Raw genomic sequence first — 20,238 nt, 5'->3', positions numbered from 1 at the left:
AATTGTTAATATAGCCCCAAGCTTATCAACTCAACACGACTGTGATAAGGAGAATACAATGGTTTATTTAAAATCAATTGATGCCATAGGATTTAAATCTTTTGCCGACCATACCAATGTTCAATTTGATAAAGGTGTGACAGCTATTGTTGGTCCTAATGGAAGTGGTAAAAGTAATATTACTGATGCAATTAAATGGGTACTAGGTGAACAATCTGCCAAATCACTACGTGGTGCTAAAATGGAAGATATCATTTTTTCAGGTGCTGAACATAGAAAAGCTCAAAATTTTGCTGAAGTAAAACTTAAATTAGATAATCATTCACAAAAATTACAAATTGATTCTGAGGAATTAGTTGTCACACGCCGTCTCTATCGAAGTGGTGAGAGTGAATATTATTTAAATAATGATCGTGCACGGTTAAAGGATATTATAGATTTATTTCTCGATTCAGGACTTGGAAAGGAAGCATTTAGTATTATTTCTCAAGGACGAGTAGATGAAATATTGAATGCAAAACCAATCAATCGTCGACAAATTATTGAAGAATCTGCTGGAGTACTTAAATATAAAAAGCGTAAAGCTGAATCGATTCAAAAACTTGACCATACTGAAGATAATCTTAATCGGGTCGAAGATATCTTATATGATTTAGAGGGACGAGTGGAACCGTTAAAAGAAGAGGCGGCCATTGCTAAAGAATATAAGCAATTATCTAAAGAAATGGAGCAAAGTGATGTCATCGTTACAGTATCTGACATTGATCATTATACCGAAGATAATCAACGATTAGATGAGCGTTTAAATCACCTAAAGAGTCAACAGGCTGAGAAAGAAGGTCAACAAGCTCAAATCAATCAGTTACTACAACGATATAAAGGTAAACGCCAACAAAACGATTATGACATTGAAAAGTTAAATTATGAATTAGTTAAAGCAACTGAGAATTATGAGCAATTATCAGGTAAGCTAAATGTATTAGAAGAACGAAAGAAAAACCAATCAGAAACAAATGCAAGATATGAGGAAGAATTAGATAATTTAGAATCACAAATTGATTCTATTAAAAATGAAAAAGCTCAAAATGAAAAATTATTAGCCGATTTGAAAAATAAGCAAAAGCAATTAAACAAGGAAGTTCAAGAATTAGAGTCACTTCTTTATGTATCTGATGAACAACACGACGAAAAACTGGAAGAAATTAAAAATAGTTATTATACATTGATGTCAGAACAATCAGATGTTAATAATGATATAAGATTTTTAGAACATACAATCAATGAAAATGAAGCAAAAAAATCACGATTAGATTCGCGTTTAGTAGAGGCTTTCAATCAACTTAAGGACATTCAACAAAATATTACTCAAACAAACAAGGCATATCAAAGTTCTAAGAAATCTATGCAAAAAGTAGAACAAAATATTCAACAATTAGAACGACAGTTGACAGATTCTAAAAGACTTCTTTCTGAATATGAAAATAAACTATATCAAGCCTATCGTTATAATGAAAAGTTAAAATCAAGAATTGATAGTTTAGCTACTCAAGAGGAAGATTACACGTATTTCTTTAATGGTGTAAAGCACATTTTGAAAGCAAAAGATAAAGAACTAAGAGGGATTCATGGTGCGGTTGCAGAAGTAATTAACGTTCCTTCAGAAATGACGCAAGCAATTGAAACAGCCTTAGGTGCATCGTTACAGCACGTTATTGTTGATAATGAAAAAGACGGTCGTCAAGCAATCCAGTACTTGAAGCAAAGAGGTCTAGGTCGTGCTACTTTTTTACCATTAAACGTGATTCAACCAAGACATGTAGCTGCTGAGATTAAAGATGTAGCTCGTAGTTCACAAGGATTTATTAATATTGCATCTGATGCTATAAATGTATCTGCTAAATATCAAAACATCATTGAAAATTTATTAGGTAATACCATCATTGTAGAAAATTTAAAACATGCAAATGAACTTGCACGTGCCATTCGATATCGGACAAGAATAGTAACTTTAGAAGGTGATGTTGTAAATCCTGGTGGTTCCATGACAGGAGGAGGAGCACGTAAAACAAAAAGTATATTGTCACAAAAAGATGAATTATCAACAATGCGAAATCAACTTGAAGATTATCAACGACAAACAGCAGAATTTGAACGTCAGTTTAAAGAACAAAAAACACAAGCTGAACAATTAAGTGAACAATATTTTAGTGCAAGTCAGCAGTACAACAATTTAAAAGAACAAGTACATCATCACGAATTAGAACTAGATAGACTAAAAACACAAGAAGCACATCTTAAAAATGAACATGAAGAGTTCGAATTTGAAAAAAATGATGGATATCAAAGTGATAAAAGTAAAGAAACTTTAAAAGAAAAGCAAAATCATTTAACTGAGATACAACAACAATTGAAGCAACTAGAAAATGATATTGAAAGATATACACAATTATCAAAAGAGGGAAAAGCTTCGACACATCAAACACAACAGCAACTACATCAAAAACAATCTGATTTAGCTGTTGTTAAAGAGAGAATTAAATCGCAAAAGCAAGTACACGAACATTTAGATAAACAACTTAGCGATTCAGAACGTCAAAAACTTGAAGTAAATGAAAAAATCAAATTGTTTAATTCAGATGAAATGATGGGTGAAGATGCTTTTGAAAAGTTGAAAGAGCAAATTCAGCAACAAGAAAATGTAAGACAAAATTTAAATCAACAACTTAGTGAGATTAAACAGCAACGTAAAGATTTTAATGAGAAAATCGAAATGAATGAAGGTCAGCTTCAAAAATGTCATCAAGATATACTTTCTATAGAAAATCATTATCAAGATATTAAAGCAAAACAATCAAAGCTAGATGTATTAATTAATCATGCAATAGATCATTTAAATGACACGTATCAACTCACAGTAGAACGTGCAAGAATGGAATATGATTCTGATGAAACTATTGACAATTTGCGTAAAAAAGTAAAATTAACGAAGATGTCGATCGATGAATTAGGTCCTGTAAATTTAAATGCAATAGAACAATTTGAAGAGTTGAATGAGCGATACACATTTTTAAATGAGCAACGAACAGATTTAAGAGAAGCAAAAGAAACCTTAGAACAAATCATTCATGAAATGGATAAAGAAGTAGAAGGACGTTTTAAAACAACATTTCATGCAGTTCAAGATCATTTTACGACAGTGTTTAAGCAATTATTTGGTGGTGGACAAGCAGAACTTCGTTTAACTGAAGATGACTATTTGTCTGCTGGCGTTGATATCATCGTGCAACCGCCAGGAAAGAAATTACAACATCTTTCATTATTAAGCGGTGGTGAACGTGCTTTAAGTGCTATAGCGCTATTGTTCGCCATTCTCAAAGTTCGATCAGCACCTTTTGTTATACTAGATGAAGTAGAAGCGGCATTAGATGAAGCTAATGTGATACGATATGCTCAATATTTAAATGAATTATCTACGGAAACACAATTCATTGTAATTACACACCGGAAGGGAACGATGGAGTTTTCTGATCGTTTATATGGTGTAACAATGCAAGAGTCTGGTGTTTCTAAGTTAGTTAGCGTCAACCTAAATACAATAGATGAGGTTATGAAGGAGGAACAAGCATGAGTTTTTTTAAACGTCTGAAAGATAAATTTTCTAGTAAAAATGAAGATGATATTCAAAAAGACCTGGATGAATCTGTAGATTCAAATGTTAACAGTGATTCAGATTCAATGGATCCGAATGATTCTGATGAACAAGTTAAACCCAAAAAGAAACCTAAAAAATTAAGTGAAGCTGATTTTGACGAAGATGGCTTGATATCGATTGAAGATTTTGAAGAAATAGAAGCTCAAAAAATTGGAGCAAAATTCAAGGCCGGTTTGGAAAAATCACGTCAAAACTTCCAAGAACAGTTAAATAATTTAATTGCTCGATATAGAAAAGTTGACGAAGATTTCTTCGAAGCTCTGGAAGAAATGCTTATTACTGCGGACGTTGGTTTTAATACTGTTATGAAATTAACTGATGAGCTACGTACAGAAGCACAAAGACGTAATATACAAGAAACAGAAGACTTAAGAGAGGTTATAGTTGAGAAGATTGTAGAAATCTATCATCAAGAGGACGATCATTCTGAAGCAATGAATATTGAAGATGGACGTTTAAATGTCATACTGATGGTTGGTGTGAATGGTGTCGGCAAAACAACAACAATTGGTAAATTAGCTTATCGTTATCAACAAGAAGGTAAAAAAGTAATGTTAGCTGCTGGTGATACTTTTAGAGCTGGAGCAATTCAACAATTAAACGTCTGGGGAGAACGTGTTGGCGTTGAAGTTGTGAGTCAAAACGAAGGTTCTGACCCTGCAGCAGTAGTATATGATGCGATTAATGCAGCAAAAAATAAAGACGTAGATATTTTAATTTGTGACACTGCAGGACGCTTGCAAAATAAATCTAATTTAATGCAAGAGTTAGATAAAATGAAACGTGTGATTAATCGAGCAATACCTGATGCCCCCCATGAAGCTTTATTATGCTTAGATGCAACAACTGGTCAAAATGCACTTTCACAAGCACGTTCATTTAAGGAAGTTACAAATGTCTCAGGTATAGTTTTAACTAAATTAGACGGTACTGCTAAAGGGGGTATTGTATTAGCAATTCGAAATGAGTTACACATTCCAGTTAAATATGTTGGTTTAGGTGAAAAAATGGATGACTTACAACCGTTTAGTCCTGAAAGCTATGTATATGGATTATTTGCTGATATGATAGAACAAAATGAAGATATTCCTGAAGAAATCTCTAGAAATTCATCCGTTGAATCTGAAGAAGGTAACTAAAATGGGACAAAATGATTTAGTTAAAACATTGCGTATGAATTATCTATTTGATTTTTATCAAAGTTTGCTTACAAATAAACAGAAAAATTATCTCGAATTATTTTATTTACAAGATTATTCTTTAAGTGAAATTGCTGATACATTTGAAGTGAGTAGACAAGCAGTTTATGATAATATAAGAAGAACTGGCGATTTAGTAGAAGATTATGAATCGAAATTACGACTATACCAAAGATTCGAGAAACGTCGTGAATTATATAACTTAATGAAACAATCACTTAATCAACCTGAGTTGCTTAAACAATATATCACTCAATTAGAAGAATTAGAGTAGTGATCATTATAATAAAGGAGGGCAAACGTTATGGCATTTGAAGGATTATCCGATCGCTTACAAGCCACGATGCAAAAAATGCGTGGTAAAGGGAAAGTAACAGAAGCAGACATTAAAACGATGATGCGTGAAGTGAGATTAGCGTTATTGGAAGCCGATGTTAACTTCAAAGTTGTTAAGGAATTTGTTAAGACTGTTTCAGAACGTGCGCTAGGTTCTGATGTCATGCAATCTTTAACACCTGGCCAACAGGTTATTAAAATCGTACAAGAAGAACTTACTAGCTTAATGGGTGGAGAAAATACATCCATTAAGATGGCAAACAAACCACCAACTGTTGTTATGATGGTAGGCTTACAAGGTGCAGGTAAAACGACGACAGCAGGTAAGTTGGCATTATTAATGCGTAAAAAATATAACAAGAAACCTTTACTTGTGGCAGGAGATATTTATCGTCCAGCTGCTATTGATCAATTACAAACAGTAGGTAAACAAATTGATATCCCTGTGTATAGTGAAGGTGATCAAGTATCACCACAACAAATTGTTGAAAATGCTTTAAAACATGCTAAAGAAGAACATCTAGATTTCGTTATCATTGATACAGCTGGTCGTTTGCATATTGATGAAACACTTATGAATGAGCTTCAAGAAGTTAAAGAAATTTCTAAACCAGATGAAATTATGCTTGTTGTTGATGCAATGACAGGTCAAGATGCTGTGAATGTGGCACAATCATTTGATGAACAATTAGATGTTTCAGGTGTAACATTGACTAAATTAGATGGTGATACACGTGGTGGTGCAGCACTTTCAATCCGTTCCGTTACCCAAAAACCTATTAAATTTGTAGGTATGAGTGAGAAATTGGATGGTTTAGAATTATTCCACCCTGAACGAATGGCTTCGCGTATTTTAGGTATGGGTGATGTTTTAAGTCTCATTGAAAAAGCGCAACAAGATGTAGATCAAGAAAAGGCTAAAGATCTAGAGAAGAAGATGCGAGAGTCATCATTTACATTAGATGATTTCTTAGAACAGTTAGATCAAGTTAAGAATTTAGGTCCTTTAGATGATATAATGAAAATGATTCCTGGTATGAATAAAATGAAAGGTTTAGATAAGCTTAATATGAGTGATAAACAAATTGATCATATTAAAGCGATTATACAATCTATGACACCTAAAGAGCGTTCAAACCCTGAAACATTAAATGTATCGCGTAAAAAACGTATTGCAAAAGGATCAGGCCGATCTTTACAAGAAGTTAATCGACTAATGAAACAATTTAATGATATGAAGAAAATGATGAAACAATTTACTGGTGGCGGTAAAGGTAAAAAAGCTAAACGAAACCAAATGCAAAATATGTTAAAGGGTATGAACTTACCGTTTTAATTTATGAAATCAAGCATCGAAACTTGAGAGTGTCTTCGATGCTTGATTTTTTTGAACCTTAATAAGGATTGTTAACAAAATTAACAGAAACGCTTGATTTAAAGCACATGCATAACCAAAAGTACGATTTACTTCGTAAAAGAGCAGTGGAACGCTTGAGCTAAAGCTCATGCATAACCAAAAGTACGATTTACTTCGTAAATCTACTTTTGGTAAAGAAAAAAGTCTTTACAAAAATTTGTGTAACTGTTATTATTTATTCTTGTAGAAAATAAAATCATAAACACATAAAGGAGAGTAATTTAAATGGCAGTTAAAATTCGTTTAACTCGTTTAGGTTCTAAAAGAAACCCATTCTATCGTATCGTAGTTGCAGATGCACGTTCACCACGTGATGGTCGTATCATTGAGCAATTAGGTACTTACAACCCAGCACACGTTAATGCACCAGAAGTTAAAATCGACGAAGAATTAGCTTTAAAATGGTTACACGACGGTGCTAAACCAACTGATACAGTTCACAATATCTTATCTAGAGAAGGTATTTTGAAAAAATTTGATGAACAAAAGAATGCTAAATAATTAGCTCATGTTTTTGTGGGACGCCAATATGGCGTCCTTTTTTAATCATATTTATTTGTTACATACATACGTGTTAATATATATTTGATTCAGTTTAATAAACTTTATTTAGAAGGAGGGTCATATATGGAAGTAGAGGTTGGACAAATAGTCAATACCCATGGTATTAAAGGGGAAGTAAAGGTGAAATCCAACTCTGATTTTACTGAAACACGATTTCAACCTGGTGAACAATTACTTGTAAAACATAATAATACTGAAATTGTTTATACGGTCGATTCTTATCGTATACATAAAGGGTTTCACATGTTAAGGTTTGAAGGAATCAACAACATAAATGATATTGAACATTTGAAAGGTGATTATATTTATCAAGAACGTGATCACCAAGATATAGAATTAGGAGAGCATGAATATTATTATTCGGATATAATTGGTTGTACAGTTTTTAAAGATGATGATACGCCAATTGGCCGGGTGATTAATATTTTTGAAACAGGTGCTAATGACGTTTGGATTGTGAAAGGTGAAAAAGAGTATCTCATTCCTTATATTGAAGATGTTGTGAAGGATATTGATATAGAAAATAAAACGATTAAAATTACACCGATGGAAGGATTGTTAGATTAATGAAGATAGATTATTTAACGCTATTTCCTGAAATGTTTGAAGGTGTTTTAAACCACTCAATACTAAAACGTGCGCAAGATAAGGGAATCATCAATGTTAATACTATCAATTTCCGAGATTATTCTATTAATAAGCATAATCAAGTTGATGATTACCCATTTGGTGGTGGCCAAGGTATGGTATTAAAGCCTGAACCTGTTTTTAATGCTATGGAAGACATAAATCGTAATGAACATACTCGAGTGATACTTATGTGTCCACAAGGTCGTCCCTTTACTCAAGAGATTGCACAAGAATTAAGTGAAGCAAAACATATTGTCTTTATTTGCGGACACTATGAAGGATATGATGAGCGCATACGTAAGCATCTTGTAACTGACGAAATATCAATGGGTGATTATGTCCTAACTGGTGGAGAGTTACCAGCAATGACGATGACGGATGCAATAGTGAGGCTTATTCCAGGCGTCTTAGGTAATCAAGCATCACATCAAGATGATTCATTTTCAGATGGATTGTTAGAATTTCCTCAATATACACGTCCTCGTGAATATAAAAATATGAGCGTACCTGAAGTATTATTATCTGGCAATCATGCGCACATTGATCAGTGGAGACATGAGCAAAAGCTCATTCGTACTTATGAAAAGCGACCAGATTTATTAGAACAATATCCATTAACTGAAAAAGATAGAGAAATTTTAGAAACCTATAAAAAGAAATTGAAAAATGATTAACGTTATGCTATTATAATTCAAGTGTGAAAAACACTAATAATCACTATGATCCGCTGCTATACTTTTGTCTAGGCAAGAACATAGGTTGAAGGAGAGAATTTATAATGAGTAATCATAAGTTAATCGAAGCAGTAACTAAATCACAATTACGTACTGATTTACCCACTTTCCGTTCAGGAGACACTTTACGTGTACACGTAAGAATCGTTGAAGGTTCTCGCGAACGTATCCAAGTTTTCGAAGGTGTTGTAATTAAACGCCGTGGTGGAGGAATTTCAGAAACTTTCACAGTTCGTAAAATTTCTTCTGGTGTAGGTGTGGAAAGAACTTTCCCATTACACACGCCTAAAATCGAAAAAATTGAAGTTAAACGTCGTGGTAAAGTACGTCGTGCTAAATTATATTACCTACGTAGTTTACGTGGTAAAGCTGCTAGAATTCAAGAAATTCGCTAATCAGTATATTCGACAATTTATAAAAGGCTAGTCTATAAGCACTATAGTTGCCAATTTCAACATATTGCTTAAGATGTGCCACAATGAAAATAAAGCTTTCAAACTTCTGTTTTATCAGAGTTTGAAAGCTTTTTTATTTTATTAAAACTATTTAGTTATGAAAATCATTAATAATTAATTTATTTTCTTTTTACGTAATGAGTGAAAAGAATGCTCAAAATGATTCCAATACAACTGACAGTGATTAATAAATAAAAATAAGGAGGGGTATAACTTAATTTTATCTTTGTTTGTCCCTCTTTTACAGGAATAGTAGTCATAATACCGTTTCCTTGTTGAACCTTTAGAGGCTTTCCATTTGCCATTGCATGCATTCCTTTAGCATATACCATTGGCAAGACGAGATAACCGTGGTCCTTTTTCTTTTTAATAATTGTGAAACCATTTCTTTCTTTTTTTACTTTAACTGGCTGGAGCTGTTGAGAAGCTTTTTTTAATGTTTGATAGTTTTCACCATAAATTCCTTTTACTTTAAAACGATAAACTCCTTTTGACATCTTGATGTTAAGTTGATTTGAAGCTTTAGCACGCATCGTCACTGGCGAAACAAAACGACGATATTTGTATGATAAACGGTTTCTTTCTTGTGAATATTCATTAACTCCTACTTTATGTTCTTTGTCAGGAGATAGTAATTCAACATCCATTTCAATATACATATCTTTATAATTTTTAACTATATTGCGTGGTAAATTGAGAGTGACGCCACCATTATTCTGTTTAACTTTTAAATGTTTACTATCAATCCAATTCGCATGATTTAAGTTTTGTTTTGCATTAGAAAGTAAATTAGGATTAGGTTTAAAATCAGTATTGGCTTGGGATTTATGATTCAATACGACACCTTTAAGCATAGCTTGCTCTCTATCAAGGGGAGATTTTAGTTTTCTTGCATCATAAATTTTATTAGTAATGTGTGCACTAGGATAATTTATTGTATTAACAGAGTGAATCCATTGATCTTTTTTATCAGTTATAAGTTCTTTCTTTTTAAAACCATAAGGCATATTTAAATCATCAGGATGTCGTAATCGATCTTGAACATCCCAAAGAGACATTAAGTTTGCACGATTATTTAAATATCGATAAGTACTATTTTTATCTACAGGCATATTAATTTGTAACGTCTGGTCATAGTATTTCAATATATCTCCATCGAAAATACTGGAATACAATGATGTGCCGTTGTAGTGATATATCAAAGGTGAGTTTAATGCATAGTATGAAAAATAATCTAATCTTTTCAATGGATCTGTAGAGCTTTGATGCATATACTTAATTTTTTTATTTAGGACAGGGCTTCTATAGCTCGAATCATTAATTGTTTTGATAGTCGTTTGATAAGGTTCGATAGTAATTTTTCTGGAATCATTAGTCATTAAGACTTGTTGAGCTAAAAATAAGACAACGAGTAATACCATCATTGAGGTACGTGTTAACAACGATTTATATTTAATAAATATAAATAACACTATGATTAAAATCAATGCAACAAACATCCACTTTACTGATCTTTCCGACAGTGCGATAAATATGAAACCGTATATGAATACTGGTATAGCAACAAAGGTGTATTCTTTAATTGATATTTCACTTAAATGTTGTATAAACAATGCAATTAATACACTTGTTGATAATGCTAAGAAGTAAACCCAACGTCTTTGGGGCAATGAAAAGCCGTTAAATGCACTATCGAACCATTGAAAAAAAGAACCGATGAGTAAGATCCAAGTTGCAATTGCGAACAATTTATAATAATAGTGTTGATATAATTTAAAACAAAATAATGCAATGATAGCAATAAAAGAAATTGTAATGTAAAAGCCATCAGCAAAAATATTATAATTGGTTTCAAATAAATTTGTGAAAAAAGTAATTTTGAAATTAGGATTTTGCGCTCGGTCATTATCTAAAAAAGAAGATACACCAGTATATAGTCCGTAAATACTTACTAATACACTTAACAAAGTGGCACATACGAGTATGTAAAATTTCTGCCAACGATTCACGATATCTGTCTCATGAGGAATAGCGACTCGATAAATAAAATAGAAACCAATGACAATTGCTTCATAGTAACTAAAATAAAAGTTTGAGAATAACGTATAAGCAATCGCGAAAATAAACCATCCTATTTTACGTTCTTTAAAGAATCTTTCTATAGCCCAAATTGACATAGGTAACATAATTAAAAGATTGCCGTAAAATGACCAAGTAAAATTATAATATGTAACAACAGTAGACATACCATATAATATAGTTGCTATAAACAATGGTGCAGGTTTAAGTCGCAAATAATTAAATAAATAAAATGAAAAAATAAATGTGATTACAGTGCGCACATATGCCATGATTAATTGGTTTATTGGCCAAAAACTGATATCATGAGGATTCACATTGATAGTTTGTTCTAATATCCATATCATAGAGAAGTTGATCCACATCAATGGAGATAGTGAATAATAATATGCCAGTGATTTAACATAGTCGCCTCCCAATCCAAATGAAGCATCATAAAATCCTTTTAATGATGTGAAGTGTTCATAAAGGTACATTTGAAAAGGCATCATTTGTCTGAAGCCATCTCCACTACCACTAAATACTATACCTTTAGTTATAAATTGATAGAGAAAAGGGCCATATAGAATAAATGACAATATACAACTAACTAAAACGATTAGTGTAAAACGTTTCATAGGTTTATTCCATATATTTTTAATCATGGCGAATCCTCATCTTTCTTTTCCTTATATTCTTTAATCTAATGAATACAATACTCACCACTATACTAAATATTGAGATAGAAAACATCGTTTTTAGAAAAGGTGGTCGATATTGAATCGTAATTGTTTTATTATTTTTATTAACCGGAACACCTGTCATCATATAATTCACCTTTTTGATATTGCTTTGTCGGTCATCCACGTATGCACGCATACCTTTACGATATGGAATATTAATGACTGCAAGTCCTTTAGAATGGTGATCTAAGTTAACTTTTACCCCGTTTTTTATATCTTTATAACGCATATTAAAGTTAGCATGATGGTGTGCTTGTTTTAGCGTATCATAATTTTCACCGTTTAATTCTAACAGTTCCAAATTGAACTTACCTTTTGGTGATAGTTGAATCGTAATATCACCATTTTTGTCTGGTAAACTTCGATAAAGCACTTTGCTTATTCCCGTGCGATATATAGAATCATTGTATAGACGATGATTATGATATTGATTGATGCTCACAGTGTAATTACTGTCAGGATCGCCTCGTTTAATATTCATAGTGAGATAAAAATCTTTGTATTTGTCTCTTATATTCTTAGGTAAATGTAATTTGATTATTCCGCTCTCTTTATTAACGGTTAGTTCATTGTTTGAATATCGTGTTATATTTTGTGTTGATACACGTGTTTGGTCTAACAAATTTTTAACTTTTGAGTGATACGCTGTACCTTTTGATGTCACAATAGCACCATTAATCATTGCATGTTCTCTATCTATAGGTTTTTTTAAACTTTTATGATTATAAATGTTTTGTGTTACTTTTACACTTGGTAGTGGAAGTTGATTTTTATAAATAATATATTGTCCACGTGACTTAACTTTCTTAAAATAAGATGGAATAAAATTTTGATAATCTTTCATCATTAAATATTTTACTGAAAACAGACTCTCGATATTTTGCCGAGCATTCGTAGACTGGTATCGACTGACAGATTCTTCAGCTAAATTAATTTTTAAGGCATCATAATAGAAATCGAGAATGTTGTGATGAAATATACTAGAGTAAATACTAAGTCCTTTAAAATTTTGATACATAGGGGTATTATCTTGTTCATCGACACGCCAATTTATTCGTTGATCGTCATTCTTAGTTTGGTTCATTTCTTTTACTAACGATCTTTGTATAGTCGAGCTATAGAAACTTGAATTAATGTATCGCTTGTTCGCACGATTGATATGATCTTGAAAGAAAATTTGATTTTTTATGAATACGAAAGTAATCATAAGACTGAGAGCAGCGATTGAAATACTATAAAGGTAAGTAAGATAATAACGTACTTTTTTCTCTTTTATTAATAAAATTAATAGTCCAATCACTGACACTACTGGAACTAAAGAGAGCCAAGGTAAAAAAGTATTGTAGCTAATTGAACTTATGTAGATGACACTTTGAGCTATCAGATTAGTATAAATATAAGTCTTTGGTCGAATTGTTTTAAAATATTTTACAAATAACCCAATTAAAATTGAACTATTAAAAGCTAAGATAAAATGCCATCGTTTTTGAGGTGCTGAAAACCCATTAAATAGTTGGTCAACAAATGGGAGAAATGCAAAAATAATTGTTGCCAATAATAACAATGCAAATAATTTATAATAAAAATGTTTGTATAATTTGATTGTCAAAAGAGCTTGAATAGATAAAAATATCACAACAATCAAGTAATTATCGAAAAATATATTGGTATCTTTATTTAAATGTTCAATCCAATTCACTTGTCCTGTAAATGATTGTCGACGATTATTAAGAAAACTTTGAACACCATGAAAGAACACAAACATACTATTTCCTAAAGCGAGCAGAGCACTACATATAATTGTAAGAGAAGCTTGCCAACGAGTTAAACTATCTTTAGGATGTCTGTAAATAATTCTAATCAAGGTATAACCTATACCAATAATGAGGAAATAATATGCAAAATAAAAGTTATTAATTAGAATTAGACTTACAGTTAGTATAAATAAACCTACTTTAAAATCCCTTAATAAACGTTCAATCCCTAATAATAAGAGTGGTAACCAAATGAAAGTATCACTAAAGAATGGCCAGTAAATTGTAAATCTAAAGTACAAAGGTGAAATAACAAAGATAAATGAAATCAATAAACCGATTATTTTATTTTTAGAAATATAATAACTAAATAAATAAGTGCAAAACAGAGCAATAGTTGATTTAATAATTGAAACAATTAGTGCGTTGTACATCCAAAGAAGAATTTGATTTGTGTTCAATGAAAAGAATATTTCACATAATTTGATGATAGGGACATTTAAAATAAATATTAAATTTGTTGAAAAATAATAACTTAAGTCAGTGAAAAAATCTCCGCCAAGACCCAAATGTGTTGAATAAAATAAGTTCCCTTGAGTCCATTGATGATAAAGATACATTTGAATAGGAATCATCTGTTCCATACCATCATTTGGGCCAGTTGAAAGAACACCATCATGATGGAAGCGAAAAATAATATAACTATGACCAATTAATGATAATGTAATTAATAATATAATGAAACATGCTTTTCTTCTCATTTACTTCTCCTAAAATGCATCATATTGACCTAAAAATTTTGTTAGCTTAGTCAAATTGTAGGTTATTATGGCAATGAATGAAAGTATTAGTGGCATTATTTAAATCTATTTACATTAAATTTAATGTTATTTAATAAAGTTAATTGATTTTAATAGTTTTGAATAAGTTTACAAATAGTCATCGTAGATTTTTTATGAATAGAAAAATGATTTTTATACTAAATGATGCACGTGTTAAACTTAAAGTGGTTGGGGTAGCTATTATAAAGTATAATTATGAAGTTATAGATAAAAGTTTAAGAAAATAATAAGAATAGGATGATGACTCATGGCGATACAATGGTATCCAGGTCATATGGCTAAAGCCAAAAGACAAGTTAGTGAACAACTGAAAAAGGTAGATGTAGTTTTTGAACTCGTCGATGCACGTATTCCATACAGTTCGAGAAACCCTATGATTGATGATGTCATTAAACAAAAACCTCGAGTAGTAATTTTAAATAAAAAAGATATGACGAATTTAAAAGAATTAGAAAAATGGGAAACTTATTTTAAAGATGAAGGTTTCTATCCGGTAGCTGTAGATGCAAAACATGGCAAGAATCTTAAAAATGTTGAAGTTGAAGCTATAAAAGCAACTCAAGAAAAATTTGATCGTGAAAAAGCTAAAGGTTTAAAACCTAGAGCGATAAGAGCTATGATTGTAGGCATTCCTAATGTAGGAAAATCAACACTTATCAATAAGTTAGCAAAACGTAGTATCGCCGAAACTGGAAATAAACCAGGAGTAACAAAACAGCAACAATGGATTAAAGTTGGAAAGTCTCTTCAATTACTAGATACACCAGGTATTTTATGGCCTAAATTCGAAGATGAAGAAGTCGGTAAAAAATTAAGTTTAACTGGTGCAATTAAGGATAGTATCGTTCATTTAGATGAGGTAGCTATTTATGGTTTGAATTTTATGATTAAACATGATGTTTCAGCTTTAAAGAGACATTATAATATTGATACACATGAAGACGCTGAGATACTCGATTGGTTTGATGCAATTGGAAGAAGAAGGGGATTGTTACAAAAAGGAAATGAAGTAGATTATGAATCTGTCATTGAGTTGATCATCAATGATATGAGAAATGCAAAAATTGGAACTTATTGTTTTGATATTTTAAAAGAAATGAAGAGTGAATGATAGTATGTCTCTAACAATTAAAGAAATCAAAGAAAAACTATCTCGAATTGAAACGTTGGAAGAGTTACATAAACATGAAGCAAATAATGATTCACGTAAAGGTGTTATAAATGCGATTAAGTCTAGGGAAAAAAATATTCTTAAGCAACAAGCATTAGAAGAGCACTATTTATCCATGAATCAATACGAAAACAACATTATGTCCTCTAACAGGGATGCATTAATTTGTGGAATTGATGAGGTAGGGCGTGGGCCCTTGGCTGGACCAGTTGTGGCTTGTGCAGTTATTTTAGAGAAGAATCATCATTATATTGGTTTAGATGACTCTAAAAAAGTGTCTCCCAAAAATAGAGCACGACTTAATCAAAATTTAAAAGAAAATGTCTATCAATATGCATATGGCATAGCGTCCTCAGTTGAAATAGATGAATTGAACATTTATCGGGCAACTCAATTAGCTATGCTACGTGCTATAAATCAATTAGATGTTACACCTACACATTTATTAATAGACGCAATGACACTAGATATTGATATTCCACAAACCTCAATTATTAAAGGTGATGCTAAAAGTGTGTCTATCGCAGCAGCAAGTATCATGACTAAAGAATACCGTGATCAATATATGAGACAACTATCTAAACAGTTTCCAGAATATGGTTTTGATAAAAATGCAGGTTATGGAACTAAGCAACATTTAAAGGCTATTGATCAAGTGGGCATAATCAATGAACATCGTCAATCATTTGAACCAATTAAATCAATGATGAAATAATTTGAATTTTGCTTAAATTGCAATAAATACTGTCAATCAGTTTACAATAGCGCTTACATTTTTTATAATTAAAGGGCAACTTAACCTAAGAAACAGGAGGATGGAAGATGAATATCCACGAGTATCAAGGGAAAGAAATATTTCGTTCAATGGGCGTTGCAGTTCCAGAGGGACGAGTAGCATTTACTGCTGAAGAAGCAGTGGAAAAAGCGAAAGAATTAAATTCAGACGTATATGTGGTTAAAGCGCAAATTCACGCTGGGGGTAGAGGTAAAGCAGGCGGCGTGAAAATTGCTAAATCATTATCTGAAGTCGAAACGTACGCAAATGAACTGCTAGGTAAACAATTGGTCACACATCAAACTGGGCCAGAGGGCAAAGAGGTCAAACGTTTATATATCGAAGAAGGATGCGATATCCAAAAAGAATATTATGTTGGTTTTGTTATTGATCGTGCTACTGATAAAGTGACTTTGATGGCATCAGAAGAAGGTGGAACTGAAATTGAAGAGGTTGCAGCTCAAACACCTGAAAAGATTTTCAAAGAAACAATTGATCCAGTAGTAGGATTATCACCTTACCAAGCGCGACGTATCGCTTTTAATATTAACATTCCAAAAGAATCAGTTGGAAAAGCAACTAAATTTTTATTAGCACTATATAATGTCTTTATCGAAAAAGATTGTTCTATTGTTGAAATTAACCCACTTGTTACAACTGGAGACGGTCAGGTATTGGCTTTAGATGCTAAATTAAACTTTGATGATAATGCATTATTTAGACATAAAGATATTTTAGAATTACGAGATTTAGAAGAAGAAGATCCTAAGGAAATAGAAGCTTCTAAATATGATTTATCATACATCGCTTTAGATGGAGATATTGGTTGTATGGTTAATGGCGCAGGTTTAGCCATGGCAACTATGGATACAATTAATCATTTTGGTGGAAATCCAGCCAACTTCTTAGATGTAGGTGGCGGTGCTACAAAAGAAAAGGTAACTGAAGCATTTAAAATTATTTTAGGTGATGACAATGTTAAAGGTATCTTTGTAAATATTTTTGGTGGAATTATGAAATGTGATGTTATTGCCGAAGGTATTGTAGCAGCGGTTAAAGAAGTTGAACTAACATTACCATTAGTTGTTCGTTTAGAAGGAACTAATGTCGAACGTGGTAAAGCAATATTAAACGAATCAGGTTTAGCTATTGAGCCAGCAGCAACTATGGCTGAAGGTGCTCAAAAAATTGTGAAACTTGTTAAAGAAGCATAAGGAAAGGATGGGAGCACTAAGATGAGTGTATTTATTGATAAAAATACGAAAGTAATGGTACAAGGTATCACAGGGTCTACTGCCCTTTTCCATACAAAACAAATGCTTGATTATGGGACACAAATTGTTGCAGGGGTAACACCTGGTAAAGGTGGACAAGTTGTAGAAGGTGTTCCAGTATATAACACTGTTGAAGAAGCTAAAAATGAAACAGGAGCTAATGTATCTGTTGTATACGTACCAGCACCATTCGCTGCTGATTCAATTATTGAAGCAGCTGATGCCGATTTAGACATGGTTATTTGTATTACTGAACATATACCTGTTGTTGATATGGTTAAAGTAAAAAGATATTTACAAGGTCGTAAAACACGTTTAGTAGGACCAAACTGTCCTGGTGTGATAACTGCCGACGAGTGTAAAATCGGTATTATGCCGGGATATATCCATAAAAAAGGCCATGTCGGTGTCGTGTCTCGTTCTGGTACATTAACGTATGAGGCAGTGCATCAATTAACTGAAGAAGGTATCGGTCAAACAACTGCTGTAGGTATCGGCGGTGATCCAGTAAATGGGACTAACTTTATTGATGTTTTAAAGGCGTTCAATGAAGATTCTGAAACTAAAGCCGTTGTAATGATTGGAGAAATTGGTGGTACCGCAGAAGAAGAAGCGGCACAATGGATTAAAGAAAATATGAACAAACCTGTAGTAGGTTTTATCGGCGGTCAGACAGCACCTCCAGGTAAACGTATGGGTCATGCTGGAGCTATTATTTCAGGAGGTAAGGGTACAGCATCTGAAAAGATTAAAACATTAAACGATTGTGGTGTTGAAACTGCAGATACACCTTCTGAAATAGGAACAACCCTTATTGATGCAGCTAAAAAAGCAGGCATTTATGAAGAGTTATTAACTATTAAAAAATAATATATATTAGTATTGATTTCAACGAACCTTGAACATTAAACCTTTGTTCAGGTTCGTTGTTTTTTGTATAAAGAACACCATACGTTATGCGTATGATTCACAAAAGTTTAGCTTTATCTAAAAAAAGCATCTCTATATGCTAGAATATACATCGGTCAGCCAACCAAAATATTCAACACGAAGAGATGCTTTTTAATGTCATCCGACACAAACAGTTTAGCACATACATAATGAAATTGTAAGTAGCACATTGTTTTTGAGCCCAGATATAGCAGGCTAGTGATATATGGAAAAGAAATAAGGTATAAGAAATCCCTTGTGTCAATGATGTGAGTGGAAAATTGTAAAATAATTGAAGCAAAGGTATATACATATGTTGGTAAGTATTCCATCCCATATAGGTGTATCATCATTTGTTGAATACTTAAATAGAAGAATAGTTTAATTTTTGATAGATATTTCAATTGAAAATATAAATATGGGAACAGAATGGTAACGGAAAATTTTAGTGCAGAGAATTTGGTGAGGAACCAGGTAGGTTGATTTAAATAAAAATCAAAATAATGGATTAAGTATTAGCATGATTTTATTTAAAAAAATTAGTTATCTTTTTTTGATACGTTGATTTATATATAATAGTAGAAACATGAAATTCGACAATTTTACAATACACTATGACACATTAAACCTTTGTCATTAAATTACTCCTTACAAATACATGATATTTAAAAAATAAATGTCTTTAAACAGTAAACTAAAATATTTGAATTTGAAGGTATAATAAGGACAAAGGAGTAATGATAATTGATACAACATACGATGTTAAAACTATATTGGGCAAATTTCACTACGGCACAACTTCATCATCTTACAAGTACATATCCTGACTTTCTATCAGAAAACGTATTTCATCAACATGACATGATAAAAAGGTGGCTTACAGAGCGTAATTCTGAAAGGCTATGGAACAAATATGAACGTTTCAAAGAATTAAAGCTGATGGACATTATTAAAGAAATGAAAAAAGCAAATGTTAGTTTTACAACATACTTTGATGATAACTACCCTTCTCTTTGCAAAGAAATGTATGATTATCCTTATGTGATATTCTACAAAGGAAATCCACAGTTCTTTAATCATTCTCACTCTTTAGCTGTAATTGGCTCACGTAATGCCACACAATATACAAGTCAATCTTTAAACTATCTTTTTCCTTCATTTAGACAATTAAATATGGCGATTGTTTCTGGATTAGCGCGCGGTGCAGATAGTGTAGCACATCAAACCGCACTTAAATACCTATTACCAACTATTGGCGTACTTGGATTTGGCCATTGTTATCATTATCCTAAAGCAACCTTAAATTTAAGAACTAAAGTTGAAAGGAATGGCTTAGTGATAAGTGAATATCCACCATTTTCTCCTATAAGTAAGCATAAATTTCCTGAAAGAAACAGGCTTATAAGTGGTCTGTCCAGAGGGGTACTTATAACTGAGGCTGAAGAAAGAAGTGGTAGTCAAATCACTATCGATTGTGCTTTAGAGCAAAATAGAAATGTTTATGTTCTACCTGGTTCAATGTTCAACAAAATGACTAAAGGTAATTTAAGAAGGATAAATGAAGGTGCTCAAGTTGTTATAGATGAAAGTAGTATATTATATGATTATCTATTTTAGTAAATGATAGATTTACTTTCTGAATTA

At 32.0% G+C, this 20,238-nt stretch carries 15 protein-coding genes; 13 read left to right on the top strand and 2 right to left on the bottom strand.

Annotated features, from left to right (window positions below):
- Window positions 1-58 precede the first annotated feature (58 nt).
- From smc to rplS, 8 genes are all read left to right on the top strand, one after another.
- A complete protein-coding gene (gene smc / locus NST35_RS07855) occupies window positions 59-3,628 on the top strand; it encodes a chromosome segregation protein SMC (RefSeq protein ID WP_002446272.1) in 3,570 nt (1,189 codons plus the stop codon).
- Window positions 3,625-4,851: a signal recognition particle-docking protein FtsY gene (ftsY, locus tag NST35_RS07850; RefSeq protein WP_002446273.1), complete on the top strand. Its 1,227-nt coding sequence runs from the start codon at window positions 3,625-3,627 to the stop codon at window positions 4,849-4,851. The genes smc and ftsY overlap by 4 nt, the downstream gene beginning before the upstream one ends.
- A gap of 1 nt (window position 4,852) precedes the next feature.
- The gene (locus NST35_RS07845) at window positions 4,853-5,185 is read left to right on the top strand and encodes a putative DNA-binding protein (RefSeq protein ID WP_002457379.1); all 333 of its coding nucleotides are present in this window, start codon (window positions 4,853-4,855) and stop codon (window positions 5,183-5,185) included.
- Window positions 5,186-5,215: 30 nt separating this feature from the next.
- On the top strand, window positions 5,216-6,583 hold the full coding sequence (gene ffh / locus NST35_RS07840) for a signal recognition particle protein (protein ID WP_002446275.1): 1,368 nt from the start codon (window positions 5,216-5,218) through the stop codon (window positions 6,581-6,583).
- 306 nt (window positions 6,584-6,889) lie between these two features.
- Entirely contained in the window at window positions 6,890-7,165 is a 276-nt protein-coding gene (rpsP, locus tag NST35_RS07835) for a 30S ribosomal protein S16 (protein WP_002439483.1), read from the top strand.
- Between the two features lie 126 nt (window positions 7,166-7,291).
- Window positions 7,292-7,795 carry a ribosome maturation factor RimM gene (rimM, locus tag NST35_RS07830; RefSeq protein ID WP_002446276.1) on the top strand — a complete coding sequence of 168 codons (504 nt, stop codon included), beginning with the start codon at window positions 7,292-7,294 and terminating at the stop codon, window positions 7,793-7,795.
- A complete protein-coding gene (trmD, locus tag NST35_RS07825) occupies window positions 7,795-8,532 on the top strand; it encodes a tRNA (guanosine(37)-N1)-methyltransferase TrmD (RefSeq protein ID WP_002446277.1) in 738 nt (245 codons plus the stop codon). Before rimM ends, trmD begins: the two co-directional genes overlap by 1 nt.
- Before the next feature lie 104 nt (window positions 8,533-8,636).
- Window positions 8,637-8,987 carry a 50S ribosomal protein L19 gene (gene rplS / locus NST35_RS07820; RefSeq protein ID WP_002436293.1) on the top strand — a complete coding sequence of 117 codons (351 nt, stop codon included), beginning with the start codon at window positions 8,637-8,639 and terminating at the stop codon, window positions 8,985-8,987.
- Window positions 8,988-9,166: 179 nt separating this feature from the next.
- Here the strand turns inward: rplS and NST35_RS07815 are convergent, their stop codons facing one another.
- Complete coding sequence (locus NST35_RS07815) at window positions 9,167-11,770, bottom strand: YfhO family protein (protein WP_340747293.1); 2,604 nt, start codon at window positions 11,768-11,770, stop codon at window positions 9,167-9,169.
- Window positions 11,763-14,363 (bottom strand): YfhO family protein, encoded by a 2,601-nt coding sequence (locus tag NST35_RS07810; RefSeq protein ID WP_010959172.1) that lies wholly within the window; start codon window positions 14,361-14,363, stop codon window positions 11,763-11,765. Before NST35_RS07810 ends, NST35_RS07815 begins: the two co-directional genes overlap by 8 nt.
- A 328-nt stretch (window positions 14,364-14,691) precedes the next feature.
- Between NST35_RS07810 and ylqF the strand changes: the two genes are divergently transcribed.
- From ylqF to dprA, 5 genes are all read left to right on the top strand, one after another.
- Window positions 14,692-15,555, top strand: a complete 864-nt coding sequence (ylqF, locus tag NST35_RS07805) for a ribosome biogenesis GTPase YlqF (RefSeq protein ID WP_002468554.1) — start codon at window positions 14,692-14,694, stop codon at window positions 15,553-15,555.
- Between the two features lie 4 nt (window positions 15,556-15,559).
- Entirely contained in the window at window positions 15,560-16,330 is a 771-nt protein-coding gene (locus tag NST35_RS07800) for a ribonuclease HII (protein WP_340747292.1), read from the top strand.
- A 107-nt stretch (window positions 16,331-16,437) separates the two neighbouring features.
- The gene (gene sucC, locus NST35_RS07795) at window positions 16,438-17,604 is read left to right on the top strand and encodes an ADP-forming succinate--CoA ligase subunit beta (protein ID WP_002439496.1); all 1,167 of its coding nucleotides are present in this window, start codon (window positions 16,438-16,440) and stop codon (window positions 17,602-17,604) included.
- A gap of 21 nt (window positions 17,605-17,625) precedes the next feature.
- Complete coding sequence (gene sucD / locus NST35_RS07790; RefSeq protein ID WP_002446283.1) at window positions 17,626-18,534, top strand: succinate--CoA ligase subunit alpha; 909 nt, start codon at window positions 17,626-17,628, stop codon at window positions 18,532-18,534.
- 804 nt (window positions 18,535-19,338) lie between these two features.
- Window positions 19,339-20,211, top strand: a complete 873-nt coding sequence (gene dprA, locus NST35_RS07780; protein WP_001829468.1) for a DNA-processing protein DprA — start codon at window positions 19,339-19,341, stop codon at window positions 20,209-20,211.
- Window positions 20,212-20,238: the final 27 nt, after the last annotated feature.

The organism is Staphylococcus sp. FSL W8-0304 (assembly GCF_038006565.1).
Classification (GTDB): Bacteria; Bacillota; Bacilli; order Staphylococcales; family Staphylococcaceae; genus Staphylococcus; species Staphylococcus epidermidis.
The sequence above is the reverse complement of the archived record's forward strand: the minus strand, read 5'-3'. Positions and strand labels throughout refer to the sequence as shown.

Coding starts and splice junctions, on each gene's coding strand:
- smc (WP_002446272.1), top strand. CDS start 59: ATGGTTTATTTAAAATCAATTGATGCCATAGGATTTAAATCTTTTGCC.
- ftsY (WP_002446273.1), top strand. CDS start 3,625: ATGAGTTTTTTTAAACGTCTGAAAGATAAATTTTCTAGTAAAAATGAA.
- NST35_RS07845 (WP_002457379.1), top strand. CDS start 4,853: ATGGGACAAAATGATTTAGTTAAAACATTGCGTATGAATTATCTATTT.
- ffh (WP_002446275.1), top strand. CDS start 5,216: ATGGCATTTGAAGGATTATCCGATCGCTTACAAGCCACGATGCAAAAA.
- rpsP (WP_002439483.1), top strand. CDS start 6,890: ATGGCAGTTAAAATTCGTTTAACTCGTTTAGGTTCTAAAAGAAACCCA.
- rimM (WP_002446276.1), top strand. CDS start 7,292: ATGGAAGTAGAGGTTGGACAAATAGTCAATACCCATGGTATTAAAGGG.
- trmD (WP_002446277.1), top strand. CDS start 7,795: ATGAAGATAGATTATTTAACGCTATTTCCTGAAATGTTTGAAGGTGTT.
- rplS (WP_002436293.1), top strand. CDS start 8,637: ATGAGTAATCATAAGTTAATCGAAGCAGTAACTAAATCACAATTACGT.
- NST35_RS07815 (WP_340747293.1), bottom strand. CDS start 11,770: ATGATTAAAAATATATGGAATAAACCTATGAAACGTTTTACACTAATC.
- NST35_RS07810 (WP_010959172.1), bottom strand. CDS start 14,363: ATGAGAAGAAAAGCATGTTTCATTATATTATTAATTACATTATCATTA.
- ylqF (WP_002468554.1), top strand. CDS start 14,692: ATGGCGATACAATGGTATCCAGGTCATATGGCTAAAGCCAAAAGACAA.
- NST35_RS07800 (WP_340747292.1), top strand. CDS start 15,560: ATGTCTCTAACAATTAAAGAAATCAAAGAAAAACTATCTCGAATTGAA.
- sucC (WP_002439496.1), top strand. CDS start 16,438: ATGAATATCCACGAGTATCAAGGGAAAGAAATATTTCGTTCAATGGGC.
- sucD (WP_002446283.1), top strand. CDS start 17,626: ATGAGTGTATTTATTGATAAAAATACGAAAGTAATGGTACAAGGTATC.